We start from the raw sequence: 20,547 nt of genomic DNA, 5'->3' as shown, positions 1-20,547 counted from the left end.
ACGCGGCATGACCACCCAGCCGCTGCCGGAGCACCCGGACTTCCTCTGGCGCAACCCGGAGCCGCGCTCCTCCTACGACGTCATCATCGTCGGCGCCGGAGGCCACGGCCTGGCCACCGCCTACTACCTCGCCAAGAACCACGGCATCACCAACGTGGCCGTCCTGGAGAAGGGCTGGCTGGCCGGCGGCAACATGGCCCGCAACACCACGATCATCCGCTCCAACTACCTGCTGGACGAGAGCGCGGCGATGTACGAGCACGCGCTGGGGCTGTGGGAGCGGCTCCCGGAGGAGCTGGAGTACGACTTCCTGTTCAGCCAGCGCGGTGTCCTCAACCTCGCGCACACCCTCCAGGACGTCCGCGAAGGGGTGCGCCGCGTGGGCGCCAACCGCCTCAACGGCGTCGACGCCCAGTGGCTCACCCCGGACGAGGTCGCCGAGGTCTGTCCCATCCTCAACGTCTCGCCCGACACCCGGTATCCGGTCCTCGGCGCCACCTTCCAGCCGCGGGCCGGTATCGCCAAGCACGACCACGTCGCCTGGGCGCTGGCCCGGCGGGCGGACGAGCTGGGCGTGGACCTGATCCAGGGGTGCGAGGTCACCGGCTTCGTCAAGGACGGCGACCGGGTCGTGGGCGTGGAGACCAACCGCGGGCGCATCCTCGCGGGCCGGGTCGGCCTCGCGGCCGCCGGGCACAGCAGCGTCCTGGCCGAGATGGCGGGTTTCCGGCTGCCGGTGCAGTCGCACCCGCTCCAGGCGCTGGTGTCCGAGCTGCACGAGCCGGTGCACCCCACCGTGGTGATGTCCAACCATGTGCACGTCTACGTGTCCCAGGCGCACAAGGGCGAGCTGGTGATGGGCGCGGGGGTCGACGCGTACAACGGCTACGGGCAGCGCGGCTCGTTCCATGTGATCGAACACCAGATGGCCGCCGCCGTCGAGCTGTTCCCCGTCTTCGCCCGCGCGCACGTGCTGCGCACCTGGGGCGGCATCGTCGACGTCACCCCTGACGCCTCCCCGATCATCGGCGCCACCCCCGTCGAGAACCTCTACGTCAACTGCGGCTGGGGCACCGGTGGCTTCAAGGCCACCCCGGCCGCCGGATGGACCTTCGCGCACACCATCGCCACCGGCGAGCCCCACCCGCTGAACGCCCCCTTCGCCCTCGAACGCTTCACGACGGGCGCACTGATCGACGAACACGGCGCCGCAGCCGTGGCCCACTGAGGAGAACACCGTGCTGCTGATCACCTGCCCATGGTGCGGTCCTCGCGACGAGGCCGAGTACCACTACGGGGGACAGGCCCACGTCCCCTACCCCGGAAACACCGCGGACCTCACCGACGAGGAATGGGCCGCGTACGTCTTCTACCGCGACAACCCCAAGGGGCCCTTCGCCGAGCGGTGGATGCACGGCACCGGATGCCGCCGCTGGTTCAACGTCCTGCGCGACACCACGACGTACGAGGTGCTGGCCGCCTACCGGCTCGACGAGCCCCGCCCCGCACTGCCCCAGGCCGGAGGGAACCGATGACCGACCAGCCATTCCGGCTTCCGCGCGGGGGCCGCGTCGACCGCAGCTCCGTGCTGCGCTTCACCGTCGACGGCCGTGAGCTGACCGGGCACCCCGGGGACACCGTCGCCTCCGCGATGCTGGCGAACGGGCTCGTGGAGGTCGCCCCGTCGCTCTACCGCGGCCGCCCGCGCGGCATCGTCGCCGCGGGCCCCGAGGAGCCCAACGCCCTGGTGCGGATCGACGGCCCGTGCTCGGAGGGCATGCTGCCCGCGACGACGGTGGAGCTGTACGACGGCCTGTCCGCCACCACGCTGTCCGGGATGGGCCGCCTCGACCCGGCCCCCGACCCCGACGTCTACGACAAGAAGTACCTCCACACCGATGTCCTGGTCATCGGCGCAGGACCGGCCGGGCTCGCCGCCGCCACCGCCGCCGCGGGCTCCGGCGCCCGGGTGATCCTCCTCGACGAGCAGTCCGAGCCTGGCGGCTCGCTGCTCTCCGGGAGCACCGAGACGGTCGGCGAGCAGAGCGCCCTCGCGTGGGCCGCCGAAGTCCGCGCGGCCCTCGACGCCGCGCCCGAGGTCGTCGTCCTGCGGCGCACCACGGCGTTCGGCTCCTACGACGACAACTACGTGCTGGCCGTCCAGCGCCGCACCGACCACCTCGGCGCCGACGCTCCCCAGCCGTCCGAGGGCGTCTCGCGGCAGCGGGTGTGGCACATCCGGGCCCGCCGGGTGGTCCTGGCGACCGGCGCCCACGAGCGTCCGCTGGTCTTCGCGGGCAACGACCGCCCCGGGGTGATGCTCGCCGCCGCCGTGCGCTCGTACCTCAACCGGTACGCCGTGGCCCCGGGCTCGCGGGCCGTGGTGAGCACCACCAACGACAGCGCCTATGACACGGTCGCCGATCTGCACGCCGCAGGAGTCGGCATCGCCGCCGTGGTGGACGCGCGCCCCGAACTGTCCCACCGGGCCGCCGAAGTGGCCGTGGCGACCGGGGCACGGGTGCTGACGGGCAGCGCGGTGGCCGCCACCGCGGGGGAGAGCCGTATCACCGGTGTCACCGTCCAGGCACTCGACGCCGAGGGGCAACTCACCGGCGCGCCCGAGTCGTTCGACTGCGACCTGCTGGCCGTCTCCGGCGGCTGGAGCCCGGTGGTGCACCTGCACAGCCAGCGCCAGGGCCGGTTGCGCTGGGACGAGGACCTGGCCGCCTTCGTACCCGACGGCGCCGTACGGGACCAGCAGGTCGTGGGTGCCGCCCGCGGGACGTACGGCCTCGACGGCTGTCTGGCCGAGGGAGCGCGGGCCGGTGCGCGGGCCGCGACGGACGCCGGGTTCCCGGTGCCCGTGCCCCCGTCCGACGAGGCGCGGTCCGCAGGTGGCCCGGTGCGCGCACTATGGCTGGTCCCCGCGGCCGAGGGCGAACCCGGCAGCTGGGACACCCACTTCGTCGACCTCCAGCGCGATGTGTCGGCCGCCGACGTCTGGCGGTCGGTCGGCGCCGGTATGCGCGGTGTCGAGCACGTCAAGCGGTACACCTCGCTCGGCACGGCGAACGACCAGGGCAAGACATCCGGCGTCAACGCGATCGGTGTGATCGCCCAGGCCCTCGGCTCGGGCGCCTCACCCGGAGACATCGGCACCACCTCCTACCGGGCGCCGTACACACCGGTGGCCTTCGCCGCCCTGGCCGGGCGCGAGCGCGGCCAGCTGTTCGACCCGGAGCGGACCACGTCCATCCACGGCTGGCACGTGGCGCACGGCGCGGAATTCGAGGACGTCGGGCAGTGGAAGCGCCCCTGGTACTACCCCCGGCCCGGTGAGGACATGGACACCGCCGTGGCCCGCGAGTGCCGCGCGGCACGTGAGGGCGTGGCGTTCATGGACGCCACCACCCTGGGCAAGATCGAGGTCTGGGGCACGGACGCGGGTGAGTTCCTGGGCCGGATCTACACCAACGGCTTCAAGAAGCTGAAGCCCGGCATGGCCCGCTACGGCGTGATGTGCAAGCCCGACGGGATGATCTTCGACGACGGCGTGACGCTGCGGCTGGAGGAGAACCGCTACTTCATGACCACCACGACCGGTGGCGCCGCCGGGGTCCTGGACTGGCTGGAGGAGTGGCTTCAGACCGAGTGGCCCGAACTCGACGTCCACTGCACCTCGGTGACCGAGCAGTGGACCACGATCGCCGTCGTCGGCCCCCAGTCCCGCGAGGTCGTCGCCGGTCTCGCGCCCGACGTCGACCTGTCCGCCGAGGCGTTCCCCTTCATGGCCTTCCGCGAGACCACCCTGGCCTCCGGTGTCCCGGCCCGCATCTGCCGGATCTCCTTCTCCGGGGAACTCGCCTACGAAGTCAACGTCCCCGCGTGGTACGGCCTGGCGGTCTGGGAGGAGGTGTACGCGATCGGCCGACCGTACGACATCACCCCGTACGGCACCGAGACCATGCACGTCCTGCGCGCCGAGAAGGGCTACATCATCGTCGGCCAGGACACCGACGGCACCGTGACCCCGCAGGACGCGGGCATGTCCTGGGCGGTCTCCAAGGTGAAGGGCTTCGTCGGAAAGCGCTCCTACTCCCGCCCCGACACCTCCCGCACCGACCGCAAGCAACTCGTCGGCCTGCTGCCGAGCGACGGCACGACCCGGCTGCCCGAGGGCGCCCAGCTCGTCGCGCCGGACGTGCCCCTCACCCCCGAGACCGGGCCGGTGCCGATGCTCGGCCACGTCACCTCCAGCTACCACAGCCCGGCCCTCGGCCGCCCCTTCGCGCTCGCCCTCGTCTCCGGCGGGCGGGCGAGGATCGGCGAGACCCTGCTCGCCCCGGTGGGCGAGGAGCTGGTGCCCGTCCTGGTGGCCGACTCCGTCCTGTACGACCCCGAAGGGACCAAGCGCGATGGCTGAGCCGACGATCGACGCGGGCGCGGGCCCGGTGGCCCTGCGTACCAGCCCCCTGGCCCATCTGGAGGCGCGGATGCGCGCCGCCGCCGTCACCGGAGCGCGTGGTGTCCGGCTTGCCGAGTGGCCGTTCATCACCATGGTGAACCTGCGCGTCGCCCCGGACTCCGAAGCGGCCGACCGCATCGAGAAGACCCTCGGCGCGCCGCTCCCGCGGCAGTGCGGTCAGACCGCCGTATCCGGCTCCCACACGCTCCTGTGGCTCGGCCCCGACGAGTGGCTCGTGGTGTCCCCGGCCGGCGGGACGTCCGTGGCCGCCGAGTTGCGGGAGGCACTCGCCGGAGACCCGGGGTCGGCGGTGGACGTCTCGGCGAACCGCACCACGCTGGAGCTGAGCGGCGCGGCCGCCCGGCAGGTGCTGGAGAAGGGCTGCCCCCTGGACCTGCACCCCCGGGCCTTCGGCCCCGGCCGGGCGGTGTCGACCACGGTGGGGCCCGTCGCGGTGCTGCTCTGGCAGGTGGACGAGGCCCCGACGTACCGGCTGTTCCCGCGGTCCTCGTTCGCCGACTACCTGGCGCGCTGGCTCATCGACGCGATGAGCGAGTACCGCGCCCCGGCGCTGCCGTAACGCCAGAGACACACGGTTCCCGCATCGGGTGGGGGACCGGCGACGCGGGCCGGGATGCGGTCACAACCTGACCGCATCCCCTGCGATCGTCATCCCGCACCCGACAGCGATCGGCAGGACCGAAGGGAACACGTGTGACGATGAGGATGACCGTCCTCGACAACCGGGCACTGAACCGCGCCACGCTGGCCCGGCAACTGCTGCTCGACCGCGCCGACGTACCGGTGCTCGACGCCGTCGCACACCTCGGCGGTCTTCAGGCGCAGGAGCCACAGGAACCGTTCACCGGCCTGTGGTCGCGGCTGCGCGCGTTCGCGCCGGCGGCCCTGGACGACCTGCTGACCGGACGGCACGTGGTACGAATCCACCTCATGCGCCGCACCATGCACCTCCTCACCGCCGACGACACCCTGGCCTGGCGGGCGCGCCATGACACCATGCTGCGCCAGAAGGTGATGGGCACCTACCGCCGCGAGCTGGAGGGGGTGGACCTCGCCGAACTCGCCGCCGCGGCCCGCGCGGTGCTGGCCGACGGCGAGCCCCGCTCGATGCCCGAGATCGCGCGGGCACTCGCCGACCGCTGGCCCGCGCCGAACCCGAGGGCACTGGGCGAGATGGTGATCGGCGCCCTCGTCCCGGTCGTGCAGCTGCCGCCGCGCGGAGTGTGGCGCGCGCGGTCGGGGGCGCGCTACACCCCGCTGTCCCGCTGGCTGGGCCGCGAGGCCGCCCCGTCCGCCCCGGAGGGGACCGACCCGGTCGGCGAAGCGCTGGTGCGCCGCTACCTGGCCGCGTTCGGCCCCGCGGCCTCGGCCGACCTGCGCGCCTGGTGCGGCCTCGCCGGACTGCCCGCCGCGGTGGCCGCCATCCGCGGGGAGCTGGTCACCTTCCGCGACGAGCGCGGCCGCGAACTGCTCGACCTGCCCGACGCGCCGCGCCCCGACCCCGGCACACCCGCCCCGGTGCGTTTCCTGCCCGCGTTCGACAACGCGGTCCTCGGCTACCACGACCGCGGCCGGATCATCGACGACGCCCACCGCGGCCTGTCCGTCGCGGGCGCCCGCATGGTGCTGGTGGACGGCCGGGTCGCCGCGACCTGGACCGTCGACGCGGGCACCGTCCAGGTCACCCCGCTGCGGGGCTTCTCCCGGGCCGAGCGCGCGGCCGTCACCGAGGAGGGCCAGGGCCTGGCCTCGTTCCTGTCGGAAAAGGACAGCGATCGTGTACGGATTGCCCCGTCCCCTTGAGCGGCGGCGGCCTACGATGACGGCATGGTCAAGGGAGTGATGTTTGACTTCTCGGGGACGTTGCTGCGCTGCGAGTCGGTCGAGGAGTGGCTCGGCGCGGTCCTGGCGGAGGCCGAGGTCCCGGTGGACGGCGAGGAGTTCGCCGACTGGGTGCGGCGGCTGACGGAGTGCGGGGGACTGCCGGGCGGACCGTCGCCCCAGCGCATTCCCCCGCGGCTCGAAGGGCCCTGGCACGAAAGGGATCTGAGCCCCGATCAGCATCGTGCGGTCTACAGCGCGTTGATCGAGGAGGCGGGGCTGCCGCGGCCGGAGCTGACGCGGGCGCTGTACGACCGCCACAAGGCGCCCGCCGCCTGGCGGCCCTACCCGGACACCGGAACAACGCTGCGGGCACTGCGCCGGCGCGGGATCCCGGTGGCCGTGGTCAGCAACATCGGCTGGGACCTGCGGCCGGTGTTCCGGGCGCATGACCTCGATGGGCTGGTGGACGCCTATGTGCTCTCGTACGAGCAGGGCACGCATAAGCCCGACCCCGCCATCTTCCGGGCCGCCTGTGACGCGCTCGGGCTGTCACCCTCCGATGTGCTGATGGTCGGGGACAACCGCGTCGCGGACGGCGGCGCGGAGGCGCTGGGCTGTCCGGTGCACTTCGTCGACCATCTGCCGGTCGACCAGCGCCCGGCGGGGCTCGCGCCCGTCCTGGACCTGCTCGGCTGAGCGCTCCTGACCTGACCTGACCTGATCTGACCTGATCTGACCTGATCTGACCTGGCCGACGCCAGGCCAGGGGCCTCGCCACACCTCTATTTGATTACCTAACTTAGGTATGTATATTATCGCGGTCATGGCCCACTCCACGCACCGCACGATCCTCATCTCCGGCGCGAGCATCGCCGGTCCGTCCCTGGCCTACTGGCTCGATCGCTACGGCTTCGAGGTCACCGTCGTCGAGAAGGCACCCACGATCCGCACCGGCGGCTATCCCATCGACATCCGCGGTACGGCCCGCGAGGTCGCGGACCGCATGGGACTGCTCCCGCAGCTGCGGAAAGCACACGTCGACACCCGCAAGCTCTCGTACGTGGACGCCGACGGACACCTCATCGGCGCCGTCCGCCCCGAAGCCATCACCGGTGGCGCGGAGGGCCTGGACCTCGAAGTGCGACGCGGGGACCTGGCCGACGCCCTCTACGCCCCGGTACGCGACCGGGTCGAGTTCGTGTTCAACGACTCCATCGCCACCCTGGACGACCGCGGCGACCGCGTCGAGGTCACGTTCGACAGCGGCGCCCACCGCACCTTCGACCTGGTCATCGGCGCGGACGGGCTGCACTCGAACACCCGCCGCCTGGTCTTCGGCCCCGAAGAGCGGTTCCACCGCTACCTCGGCCACACCTTCGCCGGTTTCACCCTCCCCAACGAGTTCGGCCTCGCACACGAGGGGGTCGCCTGGAACACCCCCGGCAGGGTGGCCGTCCTCTACGCCCATGAACCCGACGACCGTGTGCACGGATTCCTCGTCTTCCGGCAGGACGAACCGCCCTTCGACGCCTTTCGCAACCCCGGGGCCCAGCGCGAACTCGTCGCCACCATGTTCCCCGAGCCCACCTGGCACATCCCGCGCATGGTGGCCGCCATGCGCGCGGCCGACGACCTGTACTTCGACATCGTCAGCCAGATCCACATGCCCACCTGGGCACACGGCCGCGTCGGGCTCGTCGGTGACGCGGCGCACGCCACCTCGTTCGTCTCCGGGCAGGGCTCCAGCGTCGCCCTCGTCGGCGCGTACATCCTGGCCGGGGAGCTGGCCACCCACGCCGATCACGCGGCGGCCTTCGCCGCCTACGAGCGGACGGCACGTCCCTTCGCCGAGCAGAACCAGGCCCTGGCCACCTCGGGTGCCGCCGTCACGATCCCCGGCACCCGGGAAGCGCTCGACGCCCGTAACGCGGCCCTGCTCAACCCCGCCGAGCTGATGGGAGCCGAGTTCAGCGCGGCCTACACCGGCCTGGTCCTGCCCGACTACAACCACGCCGGATGACGGGCCGCCGGGTTCGCTACAGGCCGTCTCGTACCATCGCGGCGACGATGTTGACGTGCCGGTCGGCGGCGGTCTGGGAGAACTCGTTGTCGTAGTTCAGGCCGTACGGCCAGAAGTGGCCGCCTCCGGCGGACAGCGTGGCACTGGCGCCGTCGTACTGCCGGACGAGCCGGAGGGCCTCCGCGCCACGCCATGTGCCGCCGCTGGTGAGCGAGGCCCAACGGCCGCTCGTGCCGACGCCTATCGTGTGCGCGATCTCGTGCAGTGCGGTGCGCTCGGTCATATAGGCGCGGTTGCCGAAGCGGATGGTCCCGTTGATGTTGCCGTCCGCGGTGGGAACACGCGGGTCGTACTGCACGGTGATGTTCTTGCCGAGGTCGCTGAGGTTGTTGTAGCGGGCCACCGCGGCGTTCATGGCCGCGGTGATGCGGTTGTACGCGTCCTGCTGGTCCGGCGTGGGGTTACTGGCTCTTTGCAGCGTCCAGGTGATGGTCGCCAACGCGGCCTGTGGCGACCGCTGTTGGCTGATGCTCGGTGCCTTCGCGGGGGCGGCTGCCTGCGCCACGACCGGGGCGGCCATCGTGAACGTGACGGCCGCCAGAGCGGCGGCCATGGCCCGGCGTCTGGGGTGGGGTGACGTCATGTCCCGTACTCCTCGTCATCCGTTCGGTGCTGTGTGGGGGCGTTCGACTTTGTGCGGTATTAAGAGAAGGCATGGGTGACGGAGTGTCAAGATACCGCGCGGCTAAAGGATTTCCCGCTGGTCCTCGCCCGCGGGCGCCTGGTCCGCCGCGCCGGTCGTGGCCGGGGCCGGGCGTACGAGCAGGGACACCACCGCGGCCAGTGCCGCGGCCGCCGCGGCGGCCGCGAACGCCCAGGTGTGAGAGCCGTCGTCCGCGCTGACCAGCTGACCGGAGAGCGACGAGCCGAGCGCGTAACCGCCCCACATGAAGGTGCTCATCCAGGCGAACGCCTCGGTGCGGTACCCCTCCGGCGCGGCCTCGCCCAGCACGACCTGGTGCAGGGTGTCCCGGGGGCCGCCGACCATGCCCACCACCAGCAGGACCAGCCCGGCCCACACCAGATGGGACACCTGGGCGCTGATCAGGAGCAGCGCCGCGGACGCGGCGTGGTACATCGCGAGCTGCGGCCCCGGACGCCCCTTGCGCTCTCGCGCCCCGTAGATCAGCGCGCTGATCACCCCGCCCAGCGACAGAACGCTCAGGAGCACACCGGACGAACCGCCGGAGCCGTCCCCACCGGCCAGCGCCGCGATCGCCACGACCATTCCGCCGTACGCGACGGTGTCGCAGACGACGATGCCGAGCAGCACCCGGACCTGCCCGTGGGACAGCGGGCCGAGGAAATGCCGCTCGGCACGTTCCCCCGTCGGCGGCGGCAGGGAGACCGTCAGCAGCAGCAGGACTCCGGCGGTCGTGCCGCACGCCGCGCACACCACCGCGGCGTTTGGCGACGCGAAGGCCATCAAGCCCGAGACGATCAGGGGGCCGGTGACGAACATGACCTCGTTCAGCACCGCGTCGAGGGCGAAGGCCGTCTTCAGCTGCTCTCCGGACACCAGAACCGGCCAGCTGGAGCGCACCACGGGGCCCGCGGGCGGGGTGGTGGCGCCGAGCACGGCCGCGCTCGCGATCAGCACTCCCACGGAGGCGTGCTGGGTGAGGGCCCACAGCAGCACCGTGTACGCGGCCATGTTCGCCACCAGGTAGCAGGCCAGGACCCGGCGGGGCCGCAACCGGTCCACGAGCCGCCCGGCCACCGGAACGGCCACGGCCAGCGCCGCCGCGTACCCCGAGAGCACCCCGGCGGCCGAACCGTACGAGCCGAGCGAGGAGTTCACCGCCAGGAGCAGACTCAGGCTGAGCATCGGCGCGGCGATACGGCTCGCTACCGCCGAGATGGCCAGGCGGGCCACTTGCGGTCGGCTCAGCAGGGTTAAGTATGCGCGCATGTCCCGTCTCCCGGGGAGCTGGCGTACTCGGCGGGCCATATTCGCACAGGGCACGACCGCTTCACAGCTGCCGGTGCGGTTACCCGCACACCGGGGCATCGCGGAGCGGAGTTCAGCAGCGCGCCGTGAGACCGCCGTCCACCGGCAGGCATACGCCGTTGACGTAACCCGCCTCATCGGAGGCGAGGAAGACGGCGGCCGCCGCGACATCCCAGGGGCTGCCCATGCGTCCGGTCGGGCTCGCCGCGTGGCGGGCCGCGACTGCGGCCTCGGGGTCGTCGGCACCGGCCACGATCTGCCGGGCCACCAGCGGGGTGTCGATCAGCCCGGGAAGGACGGCGTTGACGCGGATGCCCTCGGCGGCGTGGCGCAGCGCCAGGGTGACCGTGAGCTGGTTGACCGCCGCCTTCGCCGCGCTGTACGCGGGGTACGGGTAACCGGTGTCGCGTATCGCGGCGATCGAGGACACGTTGACGACCGCGCCACCGCCCGCCGCCACCATCCGCGGCAGCACGTGCTTGCAGGTCAGAAAGACACCGTCCACGTTGACCGCGAGGGTGGACCGCCACTCGGCGAGGCCCAGTCCGGTGACGTCGCCCAGGCGGGCCACGCCTACGTTGTTGTGCAGCACCGTCGGCGTGCCGAAGGCGCGCTCGGCTGCCACGACGGCGGCGCTCACCTGCTCCTCGACCGTCACATCGGCCGTCAGAGGCAGCGCCTCACCGCCCTCGGCCGTGATCGCCTCGGCCGTACGCCGCGCCTGGTCCCCGTCGATGTCGACCGCCGCGACGCGCGCGCCCTCCCGGGCGAACGCGAGCGCGGCCGCCTTGCCGTTGCTCACCCCGCCACCGCTCGAACCGGCCCCGAAGACGAGCGCGGTGCGGCCGTCCAGTCGTCGTCCCCTGCGCATGGCCCGATCCTGCGCGCCGCGACGTGCCCGGACCACCGACGTCCGTCGCAATCCTGCCGTACCGGATCCTCGATCTGTAGAAAACACCAGGTCAAAACCCTTCACCTGGCAGCCCACATGCGTAATGATCTTCCCTTGGCAGTGACAGTGGTGGGAGGTGATGCGCGATGCCCGGAGGCCGACTCCAGGACGTCGTGGACGACTTGGCCGAGCGCATAGGCCGCTCCGTCGCGGTCAATGATCCACGCGTGCACATCCTCTGCGCCAGCCGCCACTTCGGCGACGAGGACCGGGTACGGGTGCGCGCCGTGCTCCAGCGCGACGCGGGGAGCGCCGCCGCCGGACACATCCTCGCCCAGGGCGTCGACCGCTGGACCGCGCCCGGCGTCATCCCGCCGCGCGCCGACCTCGGCATGCGGGCCCGGCTGTGCGCGCCGATCCGGTGGCGGCACCACCTGCTGGGCCTGCTCGTCGTCATCGACCCCGACGGCGACCTGCCCACCTCCAGCATCGACGCCGTCACCGCCGCCACGCACACCCTCGCGCCCCTGATGTACCAGGACTTCGCCGCCGGGGACACCGAACGCACGGCCCGCGAGGGAGCGCTGCGCCAGCTGCTGGACTCCTCGGACACCGTGCGCGAAACTGGGCGGGACGCGCTCGCCCGCGGTGGATGGCTGCCGTCGTCCCGCTACGCCACCGTCACGGTCGCAACCGTAGCCGCGGACTCACCCGCCGACCACGGGGGAGCGGCGGAAGTGGCGCTGCGTACGGGGCTGGAGCGGGTGGCGGCCGACAGATCGTGGCGGACCGAGTTCTGCCTCATCGGACCACACGGCGTGCTGCTGACCTTCTCCGACCGCCCCCTGCCGGACGAGTCCCTGGGCGCCCGCGCCTCGGCCCTCCTCGAACAGGCCCGGTCGGTGCTGGCCGGAACGGCGCAGTGCGTCGCGGGAATCGGCGAGACCGCGGACGGCGGCGCCGAAGCGGCGTGGATGTCGTACGAGCAGGCCACCGGCGCCGCCCGTACAGCCGGTGTACGGCCCGGCGGCGACGACATCGTCCACTGGGAGCAACTCGGCGCGCTGGCGCCCCTGTCGCTGCTCCCGCCGGACCGCCTGACCCCCGCGCTGCTGCCCGGTCCGCTGCGCACCCTCCTCGCGCAGGACCCGTCGGGCCGCCTCACCGAAACCCTCACCGCCTACCTCGACCACGCAGGTTCGGCCCCGCGCACCGCACACGCCCTCCACCTCCACCGCACCTCGCTCTACTACCGCCTCCAGCGGATCACCGAACTCACCGGGCTCGACCTGGCCGACGGCGACAACCGGCTCACACTCCACCTGGGGCTCCGCCTCCACGCGCTGATGGGCTGAGCCACATGTCCCGCCACCCGATGTCCCGCACCTCGGCGGATTTCGACAAAGCGAGGAAACCACCCGGCCGAATCCCGACAGGGGGCGGTGGCGCGCCCCGCCGCCGCGCCCCATACTCCGACCGCAGTCCAAGGTCACCCAGGAGCCGCCGCCATGTCCACCACCGCCCCACCCGCCGTCCGTACGGTGTCCACCACACGGATCGCGGTGGCCAGTTTCGTCGGAACGGCCATCGAGTTCTACGACTTCTACATCTACGGGACCGCCGCCGCGCTCGTCCTCGGCAAGCTGTTCTTCCCCACCTTCTCCGCGCTCGCGGGCACCCTGGCCGCGTTCGCCACCTTCGGTGTCGGTTTCGTCGCCCGCCCGATCGGCGCGGTCATCTTCGGGCACTTCGGCGACCGCACCGGCCGCAAGACGATGCTGGTCACCTCCCTCCTCGTCATGGGCACGGGAACGGTGGCCATCGGGCTGCTGCCCACGTACCGGGACGTCGGCATCGCGGCACCGCTCCTGCTGGTCCTGTGCCGGTTCCTGCAAGGCGTGGGGCTGGGCGGTGAGTGGGGCGGCGCGGTGCTGCTGGCCACCGAGTACGCGCCCCGGGACAAGCGGGGGCTGTGGTCGAGCTTTCCGCAGATGGGCCCCGCCATCGGCTTCATCGCCGCGGGCGGTTCGTTCCTGCTGCTGGGCCGGGTGATGGACGACGCGGCGTTCGAGTCCTGGGGGTGGCGGATCCCGTTCCTCGCCAGTGCGGCGCTGGTGGTGGTCGGCTTCTACATCCGGATGCGGATCGCCGAAACACCGGTGTTCCGGAAGGCGCTGGAGCAGCATGAGCGGGCCAAGGCGCCCATTGTCGAGGTGGTCCGCCGTCAGGGCACCACCCTGGCCCTGGCGACCTGCGCGTTCATCCTCGCGCACACGCTCTTCTACACCATCACGACCTTCGCGCTCTCCTACGGCACCACGGTGCTGGACCTCGACAAGGACATGCTGCTGCTGTGCGCGATGGCCGCGGCGCTCGTCCTGGGCGTCGCAACTCCGCTGCTGGCCGTCCTCTCCGACCGGGTCGGCCGCCGCAACGTCTGCCTGAGCGCGGGGGTACTGGCCGCGGTGTGGGCGTACCCCATGTTCGCCCTGATCAACACCGGTGAGCCGTTGCTCATCGGGCTCGCGATGGCCGTCGGGATGCTCGCCTTCGCCGCGCTGTACGGACCGATGGGCGCGTTCCTCCCCGAGATGTTCGCCACCCGCTACCGCTACACCGGTGCGTCCGTGGCGTACAACGCGAGCGGCATCGTCGGCGGCGGCGTCACGCCCCTCCTCGCCACCCAGCTCGTCGCCTCCACCGGCTCCTCAGTGCCGGTGTCCGGCTACATCGTGGTGGTCGCCCTGGTCTCCGCGCTGTGCGTGTGGTTCCTGAAGGAGACCCACACCAGCGACCTGGAGACGACCTGACCGGGTGAGCAGGGTCAGCCGAGGACGTCCTTGGCCATCAGCCGGAGCCGCGCGGCGAACTCGGTGAGCCCGGCCCGGTCGACGTTGCCGAAGCTGACCCGGAACACCTGCCGGTCGTCGGGCAGGAAGGCGGTGCCCGGGATGACGAGCGTGTCGTAGCGGGTGACGAGGTCGCGCACGACCTCGTCGGTGCTCCGCCCGGCGAGCGGGTGGCGGACCCAGCCGAAGAACCCTCCGCGGCTCAGCAGCTCGAAGCCGCCCGGCCGGTCGGCCATCACGGTCTCCAGCCAACGCCGCTTCTCCGTGACCTCGTTCGCCCGCTCACGCCGCCACTCCCGGGCCGAGGTCAGCCCGGCCCAGGCGGCCTCCTGTCCGACGCGCGGAGGGCAGATCGCCACGCAGTCGAGCAACTTCATCACCTCGCGGCCCAGTTCCGGCGAAGCGACGACCGCGCCCACCCGGTAGCCGGGAATGGCGAGGTCCTTGGAGAAGCTGTGCAGGCTCACCAGGGTCCCCGCCCAGTCCGGCTCGGCGAACAGCCGGTGCGCGGGCTCCGCGGTGTCGCGGAACGAGCGGTAGGTCTCGTCCAGGATCAGCGCGATGTCATGCCGCTTCGCCACGTCGTAGAAACCCGCGAGCACCTCCGGCGGAAGGGTGACCCCACTCGGGTTGCCCGGGGTGACCAGCACGATCGCCCGGGTGCGCGGCGTGATGAGCGCTTCGGCCGCTTCCGGGGTGGGCACGAGATCCGGTCCGGGGTCCAGATAGCGCGGCACGACGCCGTTCATGCGTAGCCACATGTCGTAGTTGAAGTAGTACGGCAGGACCTCGATGACCTCGTCACCCGGCTCGGTGAGCGCCTGGGCGACGAGGCAGAACGCCTGGTTGCACCCCGCGGTGACGACCATCTGGTCGGCCCCCACCGGGCTCCCGTACCCATGGCTGAGGTCCGCGGCGAAGGCCTCCCGCAGCCGGGGCAGCCCGGGGGCCGGTACGTAGGCGGCGCCGTTCGGCTCGTGCGCGACCGCGGCGACGTGCTCGATCATCTCGGCCGCGGGCGGGTAGCTCGGCGCCGCCTGGGCCAGATCGAGCAGCGCACGCTCACCGCTGCGGCCCGCCAGCAGGGCGTACGTCGCACCCATCGGCGAATCGATCTCACGCACGGTTCGCGGGCTGAGTCGCACGTCGGCACTCCTTCACGGGCTGGCTGGCCGGCCACTGTCGGTTCACCGCGATGCTACCGACATCCTCCGCGCACCGGCCGGACCGAACAGGCCGCGCTACGCACGCGATGTCGAACTCCGAGGCCGGAAACGCACGCCTGTACGGCAGTTGATGTGCCGCACACCGACCGGAACTGAGTCATGCCATCCCGGCATCCGTATAGACAAATACCGAGCAGCACCGAAGGAGCACTCCATATGGCAACACCCCTGAGCGCCGACAGACTTCTGAAGGCCCTGCGCGCCGAGGGTCTGACCGTCCACGAAGTCCGCAACTGGCGCTCACACAACCGCAATTCCAAGGGTGCGTGGGGTCCGGTCAACGGCGTCATGATCCACCACACCGTCACCTCGGGCACCGCCGGCTCCGTCGACCTCTGCTACGACGGCCACGCCTCGCTGCCGGGACCGCTGTGTCACGGCGTCATCGACAAGAAGGGCGAGGTCCACCTCGTCGGCAACGGCCGCGCCAACCATGCGGGGATGGGCGACAACGACGTCCTGAACGCGGTGATCAACGAGACCAAGCTGCCGTCCGACAACGAGGCCGACAAGGACGGTAACGCCCGCTTCTACGGCTTCGAATGCGTCAACCTCGGCGACGGCAAGGACCCGTGGCCGGAGGCGCAGAAGCTCGCCATCGAGAAGGTGTCCGCCGCCATCTGCCGCGCTCACGGGTGGAGCGAGAAGTCCGTGATCGGCCACCTGGAGTGGCAGCCGGGCAAGGTGGACCCCCATGGCTTCACGATGAGCTCCATGCGTACGCGCATCGGCAAGCGGCTCGACAAGAAGCCCGACGGCGCGACCGAGACCAAGCCGAAGCCCCCGGCGTCGTACGAGCCCTTCCCGGGCGCCGACTTCTTCCGCAGCGGCCGGGAGAGCAAGATCATCACCGCGATGGGCAAGCGGCTCGTCGCCGAGGGCTGCGACCGCTACGAGGAGGGCCCGGGCCCGGAGTGGACGGACGCCGACAAGAAGTCGTACGCGGCGTGGCAGCGGAAGCTCGGCTACTCGGGCGATGACGCCGACGGCATCCCGGGCAAGAAGAGCTGGGACAAGCTGCGCGTCCCGAACGTCTAGAGCGGCACCACCCGGCGGGACGGCGCGCGCCGTCCCGCCCCCGTCATCGGCGAACCCGGCCTCACCAGACCGCACCCTCCGCCGGCAGGAGCCGGTCGAAGACCACCATGGGGCGGCCGGGACCGTCGTAGTCCTCGACGATCCGTGCGGTGAATCCGAGGCTGCGGTGGAAGGCGATCGATCCGGTGTTCTGAACGGACGTGATGGCCTTCAGCCGCTGTGCGCTCTGTCGACGCGCGGCATCCGTGAATGCCCCCCAAAGACGCCGTCCGAGTCCAGTGCCCCTGGCATCGTCCCGCGTGGCGATCAGGTGCACATATCCCGTCCCGGTGGGCGTGACGAAGCCGAGGAGATACCCGCGGACGCCGTCATCGGCCCGGGCCACCAGGCAGGTTGACGGGAACTCGTGCACGAGGGTCACGAGGTGGAGCTTGCGGAGATCCCGCTCACCCCAGTACCGGGAGTGCTGCTCCAGAACCAGATGGATGTCGGCTGTCTCGGCCCGCGTGATCACTATGTCCATGAAGGGCCATTGTTCACCCCGATGACCAACGATTCGGTCGTAGGACTCCAGCGCGATCTGCTTCAATCGAGCGAAGACTCCGAGACGGATCCACTCGTTGCGGTGGTTGCGGATCGTGGTGGCCGAGCAGGTCGTATCGGCGATCGCCTGGTAGGAGCAGCCGAAGCGCAGGAGCTGCGGCAGCTTGTCGAAGACGATCCGGCGGTGAGAATCGTGAAATTGCTGGTCGCGGCTCAGGCGGTGATCATGCCGCGGGTTCGCTCTTGGTCCGCAGACGCCCCCGGACCGCGAGGCGATCGAGCCGTCGTTGCTCTGCGGCAGCCCAGCGACCTACCTGCTCGGGGTTGAGGGGTGCGCTGCCGAAGCCCGGGAAACGGGGCGGCCACGAGGTCTCCGGCGACCAGATCGCCGTGGTCGGTGAGGGCAGAGACGGACAGCAGCAGGTAGGCGTTGACGGAATGCTTGCCGAGCACGGGGGCGGTGTGACTCGGGGTCGGCATGATGCGGGCCTCGACACCGAGAGCTGACAGGCGTGTCTCACCTCGACCACTTCGGCTCCTCCGCGGAACTCAGCCTGCTCACCGATCGCCGGCCACATCGCCGATCTCAGCATCTAGCGAGCGGGCGGGGTCAGTGATCCGTACCTGCCGATCGGGCTGTTCGGACGCCTCTTCGTCCGCTCCGCGAGGGTGCGCGAGAAGTCACAAGAAGGGGGTCCGGGGAGGCGGCTGGTGCGTGACGGGCGCCGCTCACCGCGTTGCTCCGGGCTCCGGGCGGCCGGCTCGGGGAACAGGTCGTCCACGATGCGGTGCCGGCCGCTGTGCGGCCGGCGTACAAGCAGATCTGTCGGGTGCGGTGCAACGCGGCAGGTGTCCCGGCCCCGCGGGCGGGTGATCCGGGGCAACAGCCCGTCGTCGGGCTGCGGGGACGGTCAGGTTGCCGGCGCGAATGCGGTGATGGCGTCGACGAGGTCGGCCGGGGCTTCCAGCGGGATCAGGTGACCGGTGTGGGGGACCACCACGAAGTCGGCTTGGGAGAGGTAGGGCACCAGGTTGTCGCGGAGCACGCCGACGGGCTCCACCTGGTCGTGTTCTCCGGCGACGACGAGAGCGGGCACGCTGACCATGCGCGTGTGCTCGGTGATGTCCTGCGCGATGCCGCGCTGCGGCCACTCGGTGCGGGCGGCGTCGGTGACGGTCCGCGAATCGGTCACGATCTGCGCCTTGACCGAAGCGGGCAGCTCGGTCGCGGTGAGGACGTGATCCCGTGCCCCGGCGACGGACTCGGCGGAGTCGTAGGCGTGCGACAGGGCTTCCTGGTACTCGGGAGTGACGTGTGCGGCGGGCTTCGCCGGGCCGGAGCCGACGAGAACGATGCCGCGCAGGCCGGCGGGCCGGGTGGCCGCGACCAGCTGTGCGACCTTACCCCCCATCGAATGCCCCACCAGGACGTAGTCGGTGACCCCCGCATCCGCGAGCACGGCGAGCGTGTCGTCGGCGAGCTGACCGAGCGTATAGGGACCGGGCAGAGCGCTCGACCGGCTCCACCCGCGGAAGTCGACCGTGAGCACGTCACGGCCCGCCAGGCGGTCGACGACGAGGTCCCAGGTGCGGGCAGAACCACCCCAGTAGTGCAGGAACACCAGAGTCGGCCCGGTCCCCGGCCGATGGTCGTAAGCGGGCAGAAGCGTCTGCTGCGTCGTGTTCATGATGGCTCTTCCGGTCGATGCTCTAGGCGATTGCCCTGTGTATCCATTGAAATTTCTGCACCCGGACGGGGCATCGGCGTGACTGGTCGCCCGATGGTGAAAACTGGACACGTGAGCGTGATCCGGCAGATGACCTACCAGCCCGCAGGACGCCGTGCCGCCTCGGTCGAGACGATGACGTTCGGCCGCCTTCGCGAGCTGAACGACGGCGGCACGCAGCGCGCCGACTTCCACGTCCTTGCCGTCATCGACGCCGGACCCGGCTCAGTCACGGTCGATTTCCACCTCCACCCCCTCCAAGATCGGTCCGCGGTGTGGATTCCACCCGGCGCGGTGCACCGGTGGGACGACATCGCCGAAGTGGCAGGGCACCTCGTGCTGTTCGTGCCGACCGCGCCGGTCACCCACACCACCCGAGAACTCGTCGCCTCCCCGGACCTGGCCGCGCACTGGAGCATCCCCGACGCCGACTGGCCCTTCGTCGACACGGCGCGCAGTCATCTCCTCCTCGAAGCATCCGCCCCACCCAGTGACTCCTCGACGGAGCTGCCCGAAATCCTGCTCTCCGCGCTCATCACCCGGCTGCACCCACCGCACGCCGAAGCACGGCTCACACATCCGGTGTTCCGGTTGTTCCGCTCCAGCGTCGAAGCGCACTTCCGGCAACACCACGACGCCGGCTACTACGCCCGTGCGCTGGGATACGCGCCCCGCACCCTCTCACGAGCGGTGCAGCAGGCCACCGGCCGCACCGCGAAGGCGTACATCGTCGAACGGATCACACTGGAAGCCAAACGGCTCCTCGCACACGACCGCCTCACCGCCGCCCGCTGTGCCGACATACTCGGCTTCTCCGACGCATCCAACTTCTCGGTGTTCTTCCACAAGGCCACAGGCAAACGCCCGGGCGCGTGGCAGGCGACGGTGGCCGCCGAGTGAGAATCTGGTACCTCTACCTGTACCGGGCATAAGCCGCTGCGACATCGCCTGACGGGTCAGGGCGGATCAGGGGCCGTGGGTCACCTCACGAGACGATGGACGAGGTCGAGCAGGTCCGGGAGCCGCAGCACCCGGCCGAAGCCCGGCAGCGGAACGTGGAGTGGCCCGGTCCAGCCGGGCGGTATGGCGTCGCGCCCGTAGCAGGCACCGGCGAGGCCACCGGTGACCGCGGCGACGGTATCGGTGTCGCCGCCGAGGTCGATCGCCGCCCGTACCGCCTCCTCGAACGTGCCGGTGGTGCGAAGCGCCCATACGGCGGAGCCCAGACAGGGCCAGACGGCGCCGTTGAACTCGGTGGCCTGGTCGGGGCGCCAGCCGGGGGCGAGCATGACCGCGTACCGGTCCCGGTGTTCGGGGTGCACCAGGTCCAGGATCTCCGGGAGCGCGGCGAGAGGATCGGCGCCGTGGAGCGCGAGCCGTACGAGTTCGTGGAAGACGGCGGTGCCTTCCCAGGCTGCGCGGTCGCCATGGGTGAGGGCGGCGATGCGCCGTGCCGCATCCATGGTGGCCTGCCGCCCGCGGCGGGCGAAGTGGACCGCTGATGTGGATGCCCGCATCAGCGATCCGTTGCCCGCCGCCCGCAGGTTGACCTGGAAGTGGAGGGCGGCGGCCAGGTCCCACGGCATGCCGTTGGTGAGCACGTCCTCGGTCTGCAAACCGATGTCTTTCGGCTCGGACGCGGCCCACCGCTGAAAGCGGTCGAAGATGTCCGGCAGATCCAGCCCGCCCCGCTCGACCAACGACTCCGCGACGAGGACCGCCATCTGCGTGTCGTCCGTCGCCTCACCCGGATCCCAGCCGCCTCCTCCGCACATCTCGCCACCGATCCCCGGCACCGGAAACCGGGCGGAGAACGCCCCCGCGGGACCGAACTCGAACGGGCCGCCCAGCGCATCACCCACCGCCGAGCCTACGACCGTGCCGACCGCCCGTTCCTCCCAGTCCATCCGGACAGGCTACCGAGCAGG

Annotated in this window: 18 protein-coding genes and 1 pseudogene; 11 read left to right on the top strand and 8 right to left on the bottom strand. The window is 71.3% G+C overall.

Annotated features, from left to right (window positions below):
* Positions 1 to 7 precede the first annotated feature (7 nt).
* The 7 genes from SSOG_RS00720 (at position 8) to SSOG_RS00690 (ending at position 8,333) form a co-directional block, all read left to right on the top strand.
* Positions 8 to 1,228, top strand: a complete 1,221-nt coding sequence (locus SSOG_RS00720; RefSeq protein WP_009712260.1) for a sarcosine oxidase subunit beta family protein — start codon at positions 8 to 10, stop codon at positions 1,226 to 1,228.
* A 10-nt stretch (positions 1,229 to 1,238) separates the two neighbouring features.
* A complete protein-coding gene (locus SSOG_RS00715; protein WP_009712259.1) occupies positions 1,239 to 1,535 on the top strand; it encodes a sarcosine oxidase subunit delta in 297 nt (98 codons plus the stop codon).
* Positions 1,532 to 4,426, top strand: coding sequence for a sarcosine oxidase subunit alpha family protein (locus SSOG_RS00710; protein WP_009712258.1), 2,895 nt, complete (start codon positions 1,532 to 1,534; stop codon positions 4,424 to 4,426). Before SSOG_RS00715 ends, SSOG_RS00710 begins: the two co-directional genes overlap by 4 nt.
* Positions 4,419 to 5,048 carry a sarcosine oxidase subunit gamma gene (locus SSOG_RS00705; protein ID WP_009712257.1) on the top strand — a complete coding sequence of 210 codons (630 nt, stop codon included), beginning with the start codon at positions 4,419 to 4,421 and terminating at the stop codon, positions 5,046 to 5,048. Before SSOG_RS00710 ends, SSOG_RS00705 begins: the two co-directional genes overlap by 8 nt.
* A 146-nt stretch (positions 5,049 to 5,194) precedes the next feature.
* Positions 5,195 to 6,292: a winged helix DNA-binding domain-containing protein gene (locus SSOG_RS00700; RefSeq protein ID WP_039936219.1), complete on the top strand. Its 1,098-nt coding sequence runs from the start codon at positions 5,195 to 5,197 to the stop codon at positions 6,290 to 6,292.
* 24 nt (positions 6,293 to 6,316) lie between these two features.
* Positions 6,317 to 7,009, top strand: coding sequence for an HAD family hydrolase (locus tag SSOG_RS00695; RefSeq protein WP_009712255.1), 693 nt, complete (start codon positions 6,317 to 6,319; stop codon positions 7,007 to 7,009).
* Between the two features lie 127 nt (positions 7,010 to 7,136).
* Positions 7,137 to 8,333, top strand: a complete 1,197-nt coding sequence (locus SSOG_RS00690) for an FAD-dependent monooxygenase (RefSeq protein ID WP_039936216.1) — start codon at positions 7,137 to 7,139, stop codon at positions 8,331 to 8,333.
* Positions 8,334 to 8,349: 16 nt separating this feature from the next.
* On the opposite strand, the gene SSOG_RS00685 is transcribed toward SSOG_RS00690, so the two are convergent.
* The 3 genes from SSOG_RS00685 to SSOG_RS00675 form a co-directional block, all read right to left on the bottom strand.
* Complete coding sequence (locus SSOG_RS00685) at positions 8,350 to 8,976, bottom strand: hypothetical protein (RefSeq protein ID WP_009712253.1); 627 nt, start codon at positions 8,974 to 8,976, stop codon at positions 8,350 to 8,352.
* A 102-nt stretch (positions 8,977 to 9,078) separates the two neighbouring features.
* Entirely contained in the window at positions 9,079 to 10,305 is a 1,227-nt protein-coding gene (locus SSOG_RS00680) for an MFS transporter (RefSeq protein WP_167542446.1), read from the bottom strand.
* A 112-nt stretch (positions 10,306 to 10,417) separates the two neighbouring features.
* Positions 10,418 to 11,215, bottom strand: coding sequence for an SDR family NAD(P)-dependent oxidoreductase (locus tag SSOG_RS00675; RefSeq protein ID WP_039936212.1), 798 nt, complete (start codon positions 11,213 to 11,215; stop codon positions 10,418 to 10,420).
* A 167-nt stretch (positions 11,216 to 11,382) separates the two neighbouring features.
* On the opposite strand from SSOG_RS00675, the gene SSOG_RS00670 reads away from it, so the two are divergent.
* Together SSOG_RS00670 and SSOG_RS00665 are read left to right on the top strand one after the other, a co-directional pair.
* Complete coding sequence (locus SSOG_RS00670) at positions 11,383 to 12,591, top strand: PucR family transcriptional regulator (protein ID WP_009712251.1); 1,209 nt, start codon at positions 11,383 to 11,385, stop codon at positions 12,589 to 12,591.
* A gap of 153 nt (positions 12,592 to 12,744) precedes the next feature.
* Positions 12,745 to 14,046 carry an MFS transporter gene (locus SSOG_RS00665; protein WP_039936210.1) on the top strand — a complete coding sequence of 434 codons (1,302 nt, stop codon included), beginning with the start codon at positions 12,745 to 12,747 and terminating at the stop codon, positions 14,044 to 14,046.
* A gap of 14 nt (positions 14,047 to 14,060) precedes the next feature.
* Here the strand turns inward: SSOG_RS00665 and SSOG_RS00660 are convergent, their stop codons facing one another.
* Positions 14,061 to 15,230, bottom strand: coding sequence for an aminotransferase (locus SSOG_RS00660; RefSeq protein WP_009712248.1), 1,170 nt, complete (start codon positions 15,228 to 15,230; stop codon positions 14,061 to 14,063).
* A gap of 237 nt (positions 15,231 to 15,467) precedes the next feature.
* On the opposite strand from SSOG_RS00660, the gene SSOG_RS00655 reads away from it, so the two are divergent.
* The gene (locus SSOG_RS00655) at positions 15,468 to 16,349 is read left to right on the top strand and encodes a peptidoglycan-binding protein (protein WP_039936208.1); all 882 of its coding nucleotides are present in this window, start codon (positions 15,468 to 15,470) and stop codon (positions 16,347 to 16,349) included.
* A 61-nt stretch (positions 16,350 to 16,410) separates the two neighbouring features.
* Here the strand turns inward: SSOG_RS00655 and SSOG_RS00650 are convergent, their stop codons facing one another.
* The 3 genes and pseudogenes from SSOG_RS00650 to SSOG_RS00645 all read right to left on the bottom strand — a co-directional run bounded on the left by SSOG_RS00650 (position 16,411) and on the right by SSOG_RS00645 (position 18,580).
* Complete coding sequence (locus tag SSOG_RS00650) at positions 16,411 to 16,872, bottom strand: GNAT family N-acetyltransferase (RefSeq protein ID WP_039940402.1); 462 nt, start codon at positions 16,870 to 16,872, stop codon at positions 16,411 to 16,413.
* Positions 16,873 to 16,896: 24 nt separating this feature from the next.
* Positions 16,897 to 17,073 (bottom strand): annotated as a pseudogene (locus tag SSOG_RS50190) (IS5/IS1182 family transposase); the annotation flags it as partial.
* Positions 17,074 to 17,803: 730 nt separating this feature from the next.
* Positions 17,804 to 18,580: an alpha/beta fold hydrolase gene (locus SSOG_RS00645; RefSeq protein ID WP_009712243.1), complete on the bottom strand. Its 777-nt coding sequence runs from the start codon at positions 18,578 to 18,580 to the stop codon at positions 17,804 to 17,806.
* A 111-nt stretch (positions 18,581 to 18,691) separates the two neighbouring features.
* On the opposite strand from SSOG_RS00645, the gene SSOG_RS00640 reads away from it, so the two are divergent.
* Positions 18,692 to 19,519 carry a helix-turn-helix domain-containing protein gene (locus SSOG_RS00640; protein ID WP_039936206.1) on the top strand — a complete coding sequence of 276 codons (828 nt, stop codon included), beginning with the start codon at positions 18,692 to 18,694 and terminating at the stop codon, positions 19,517 to 19,519.
* 80 nt (positions 19,520 to 19,599) lie between these two features.
* On the opposite strand, the gene SSOG_RS00635 is transcribed toward SSOG_RS00640, so the two are convergent.
* Positions 19,600 to 20,526 (bottom strand): ADP-ribosylglycohydrolase family protein, encoded by a 927-nt coding sequence (locus tag SSOG_RS00635; protein ID WP_009712242.1) that lies wholly within the window; start codon positions 20,524 to 20,526, stop codon positions 19,600 to 19,602.
* Positions 20,527 to 20,547 lie beyond the last annotated feature (21 nt).

Source organism: Streptomyces himastatinicus ATCC 53653, assembly GCF_000158915.1.
In the GTDB taxonomy this organism is placed as follows: Bacteria; Actinomycetota; Actinomycetes; order Streptomycetales; family Streptomycetaceae; genus Streptomyces; species Streptomyces himastatinicus.
The sequence above is the reverse complement of the archived record's forward strand: the minus strand, read 5'-3'. Positions and strand labels throughout refer to the sequence as shown.

Coding starts and splice junctions, on each gene's coding strand:
- SSOG_RS00720 (WP_009712260.1), top strand. CDS start 8: ATGACCACCCAGCCGCTGCCGGAGCACCCGGACTTCCTCTGGCGCAAC.
- SSOG_RS00635 (WP_009712242.1), bottom strand. CDS start 20,526: ATGGACTGGGAGGAACGGGCGGTCGGCACGGTCGTAGGCTCGGCGGTG.
- SSOG_RS00710 (WP_009712258.1), top strand. CDS start 1,532: ATGACCGACCAGCCATTCCGGCTTCCGCGCGGGGGCCGCGTCGACCGC.
- SSOG_RS00695 (WP_009712255.1), top strand. CDS start 6,317: ATGGTCAAGGGAGTGATGTTTGACTTCTCGGGGACGTTGCTGCGCTGC.
- SSOG_RS00690 (WP_039936216.1), top strand. CDS start 7,137: ATGGCCCACTCCACGCACCGCACGATCCTCATCTCCGGCGCGAGCATC.
- SSOG_RS00675 (WP_039936212.1), bottom strand. CDS start 11,215: ATGCGCAGGGGACGACGACTGGACGGCCGCACCGCGCTCGTCTTCGGG.
- SSOG_RS00680 (WP_167542446.1), bottom strand. CDS start 10,305: ATGCGCGCATACTTAACCCTGCTGAGCCGACCGCAAGTGGCCCGCCTG.
- SSOG_RS00665 (WP_039936210.1), top strand. CDS start 12,745: ATGTCCACCACCGCCCCACCCGCCGTCCGTACGGTGTCCACCACACGG.
- SSOG_RS00670 (WP_009712251.1), top strand. CDS start 11,383: ATGCCCGGAGGCCGACTCCAGGACGTCGTGGACGACTTGGCCGAGCGC.
- SSOG_RS00645 (WP_009712243.1), bottom strand. CDS start 18,580: ATGAACACGACGCAGCAGACGCTTCTGCCCGCTTACGACCATCGGCCG.
- SSOG_RS00655 (WP_039936208.1), top strand. CDS start 15,468: ATGGCAACACCCCTGAGCGCCGACAGACTTCTGAAGGCCCTGCGCGCC.
- SSOG_RS00700 (WP_039936219.1), top strand. CDS start 5,195: ATGACCGTCCTCGACAACCGGGCACTGAACCGCGCCACGCTGGCCCGG.
- SSOG_RS00705 (WP_009712257.1), top strand. CDS start 4,419: ATGGCTGAGCCGACGATCGACGCGGGCGCGGGCCCGGTGGCCCTGCGT.
- SSOG_RS00685 (WP_009712253.1), bottom strand. CDS start 8,976: ATGACGTCACCCCACCCCAGACGCCGGGCCATGGCCGCCGCTCTGGCG.
- SSOG_RS00650 (WP_039940402.1), bottom strand. CDS start 16,872: ATGGACATAGTGATCACGCGGGCCGAGACAGCCGACATCCATCTGGTT.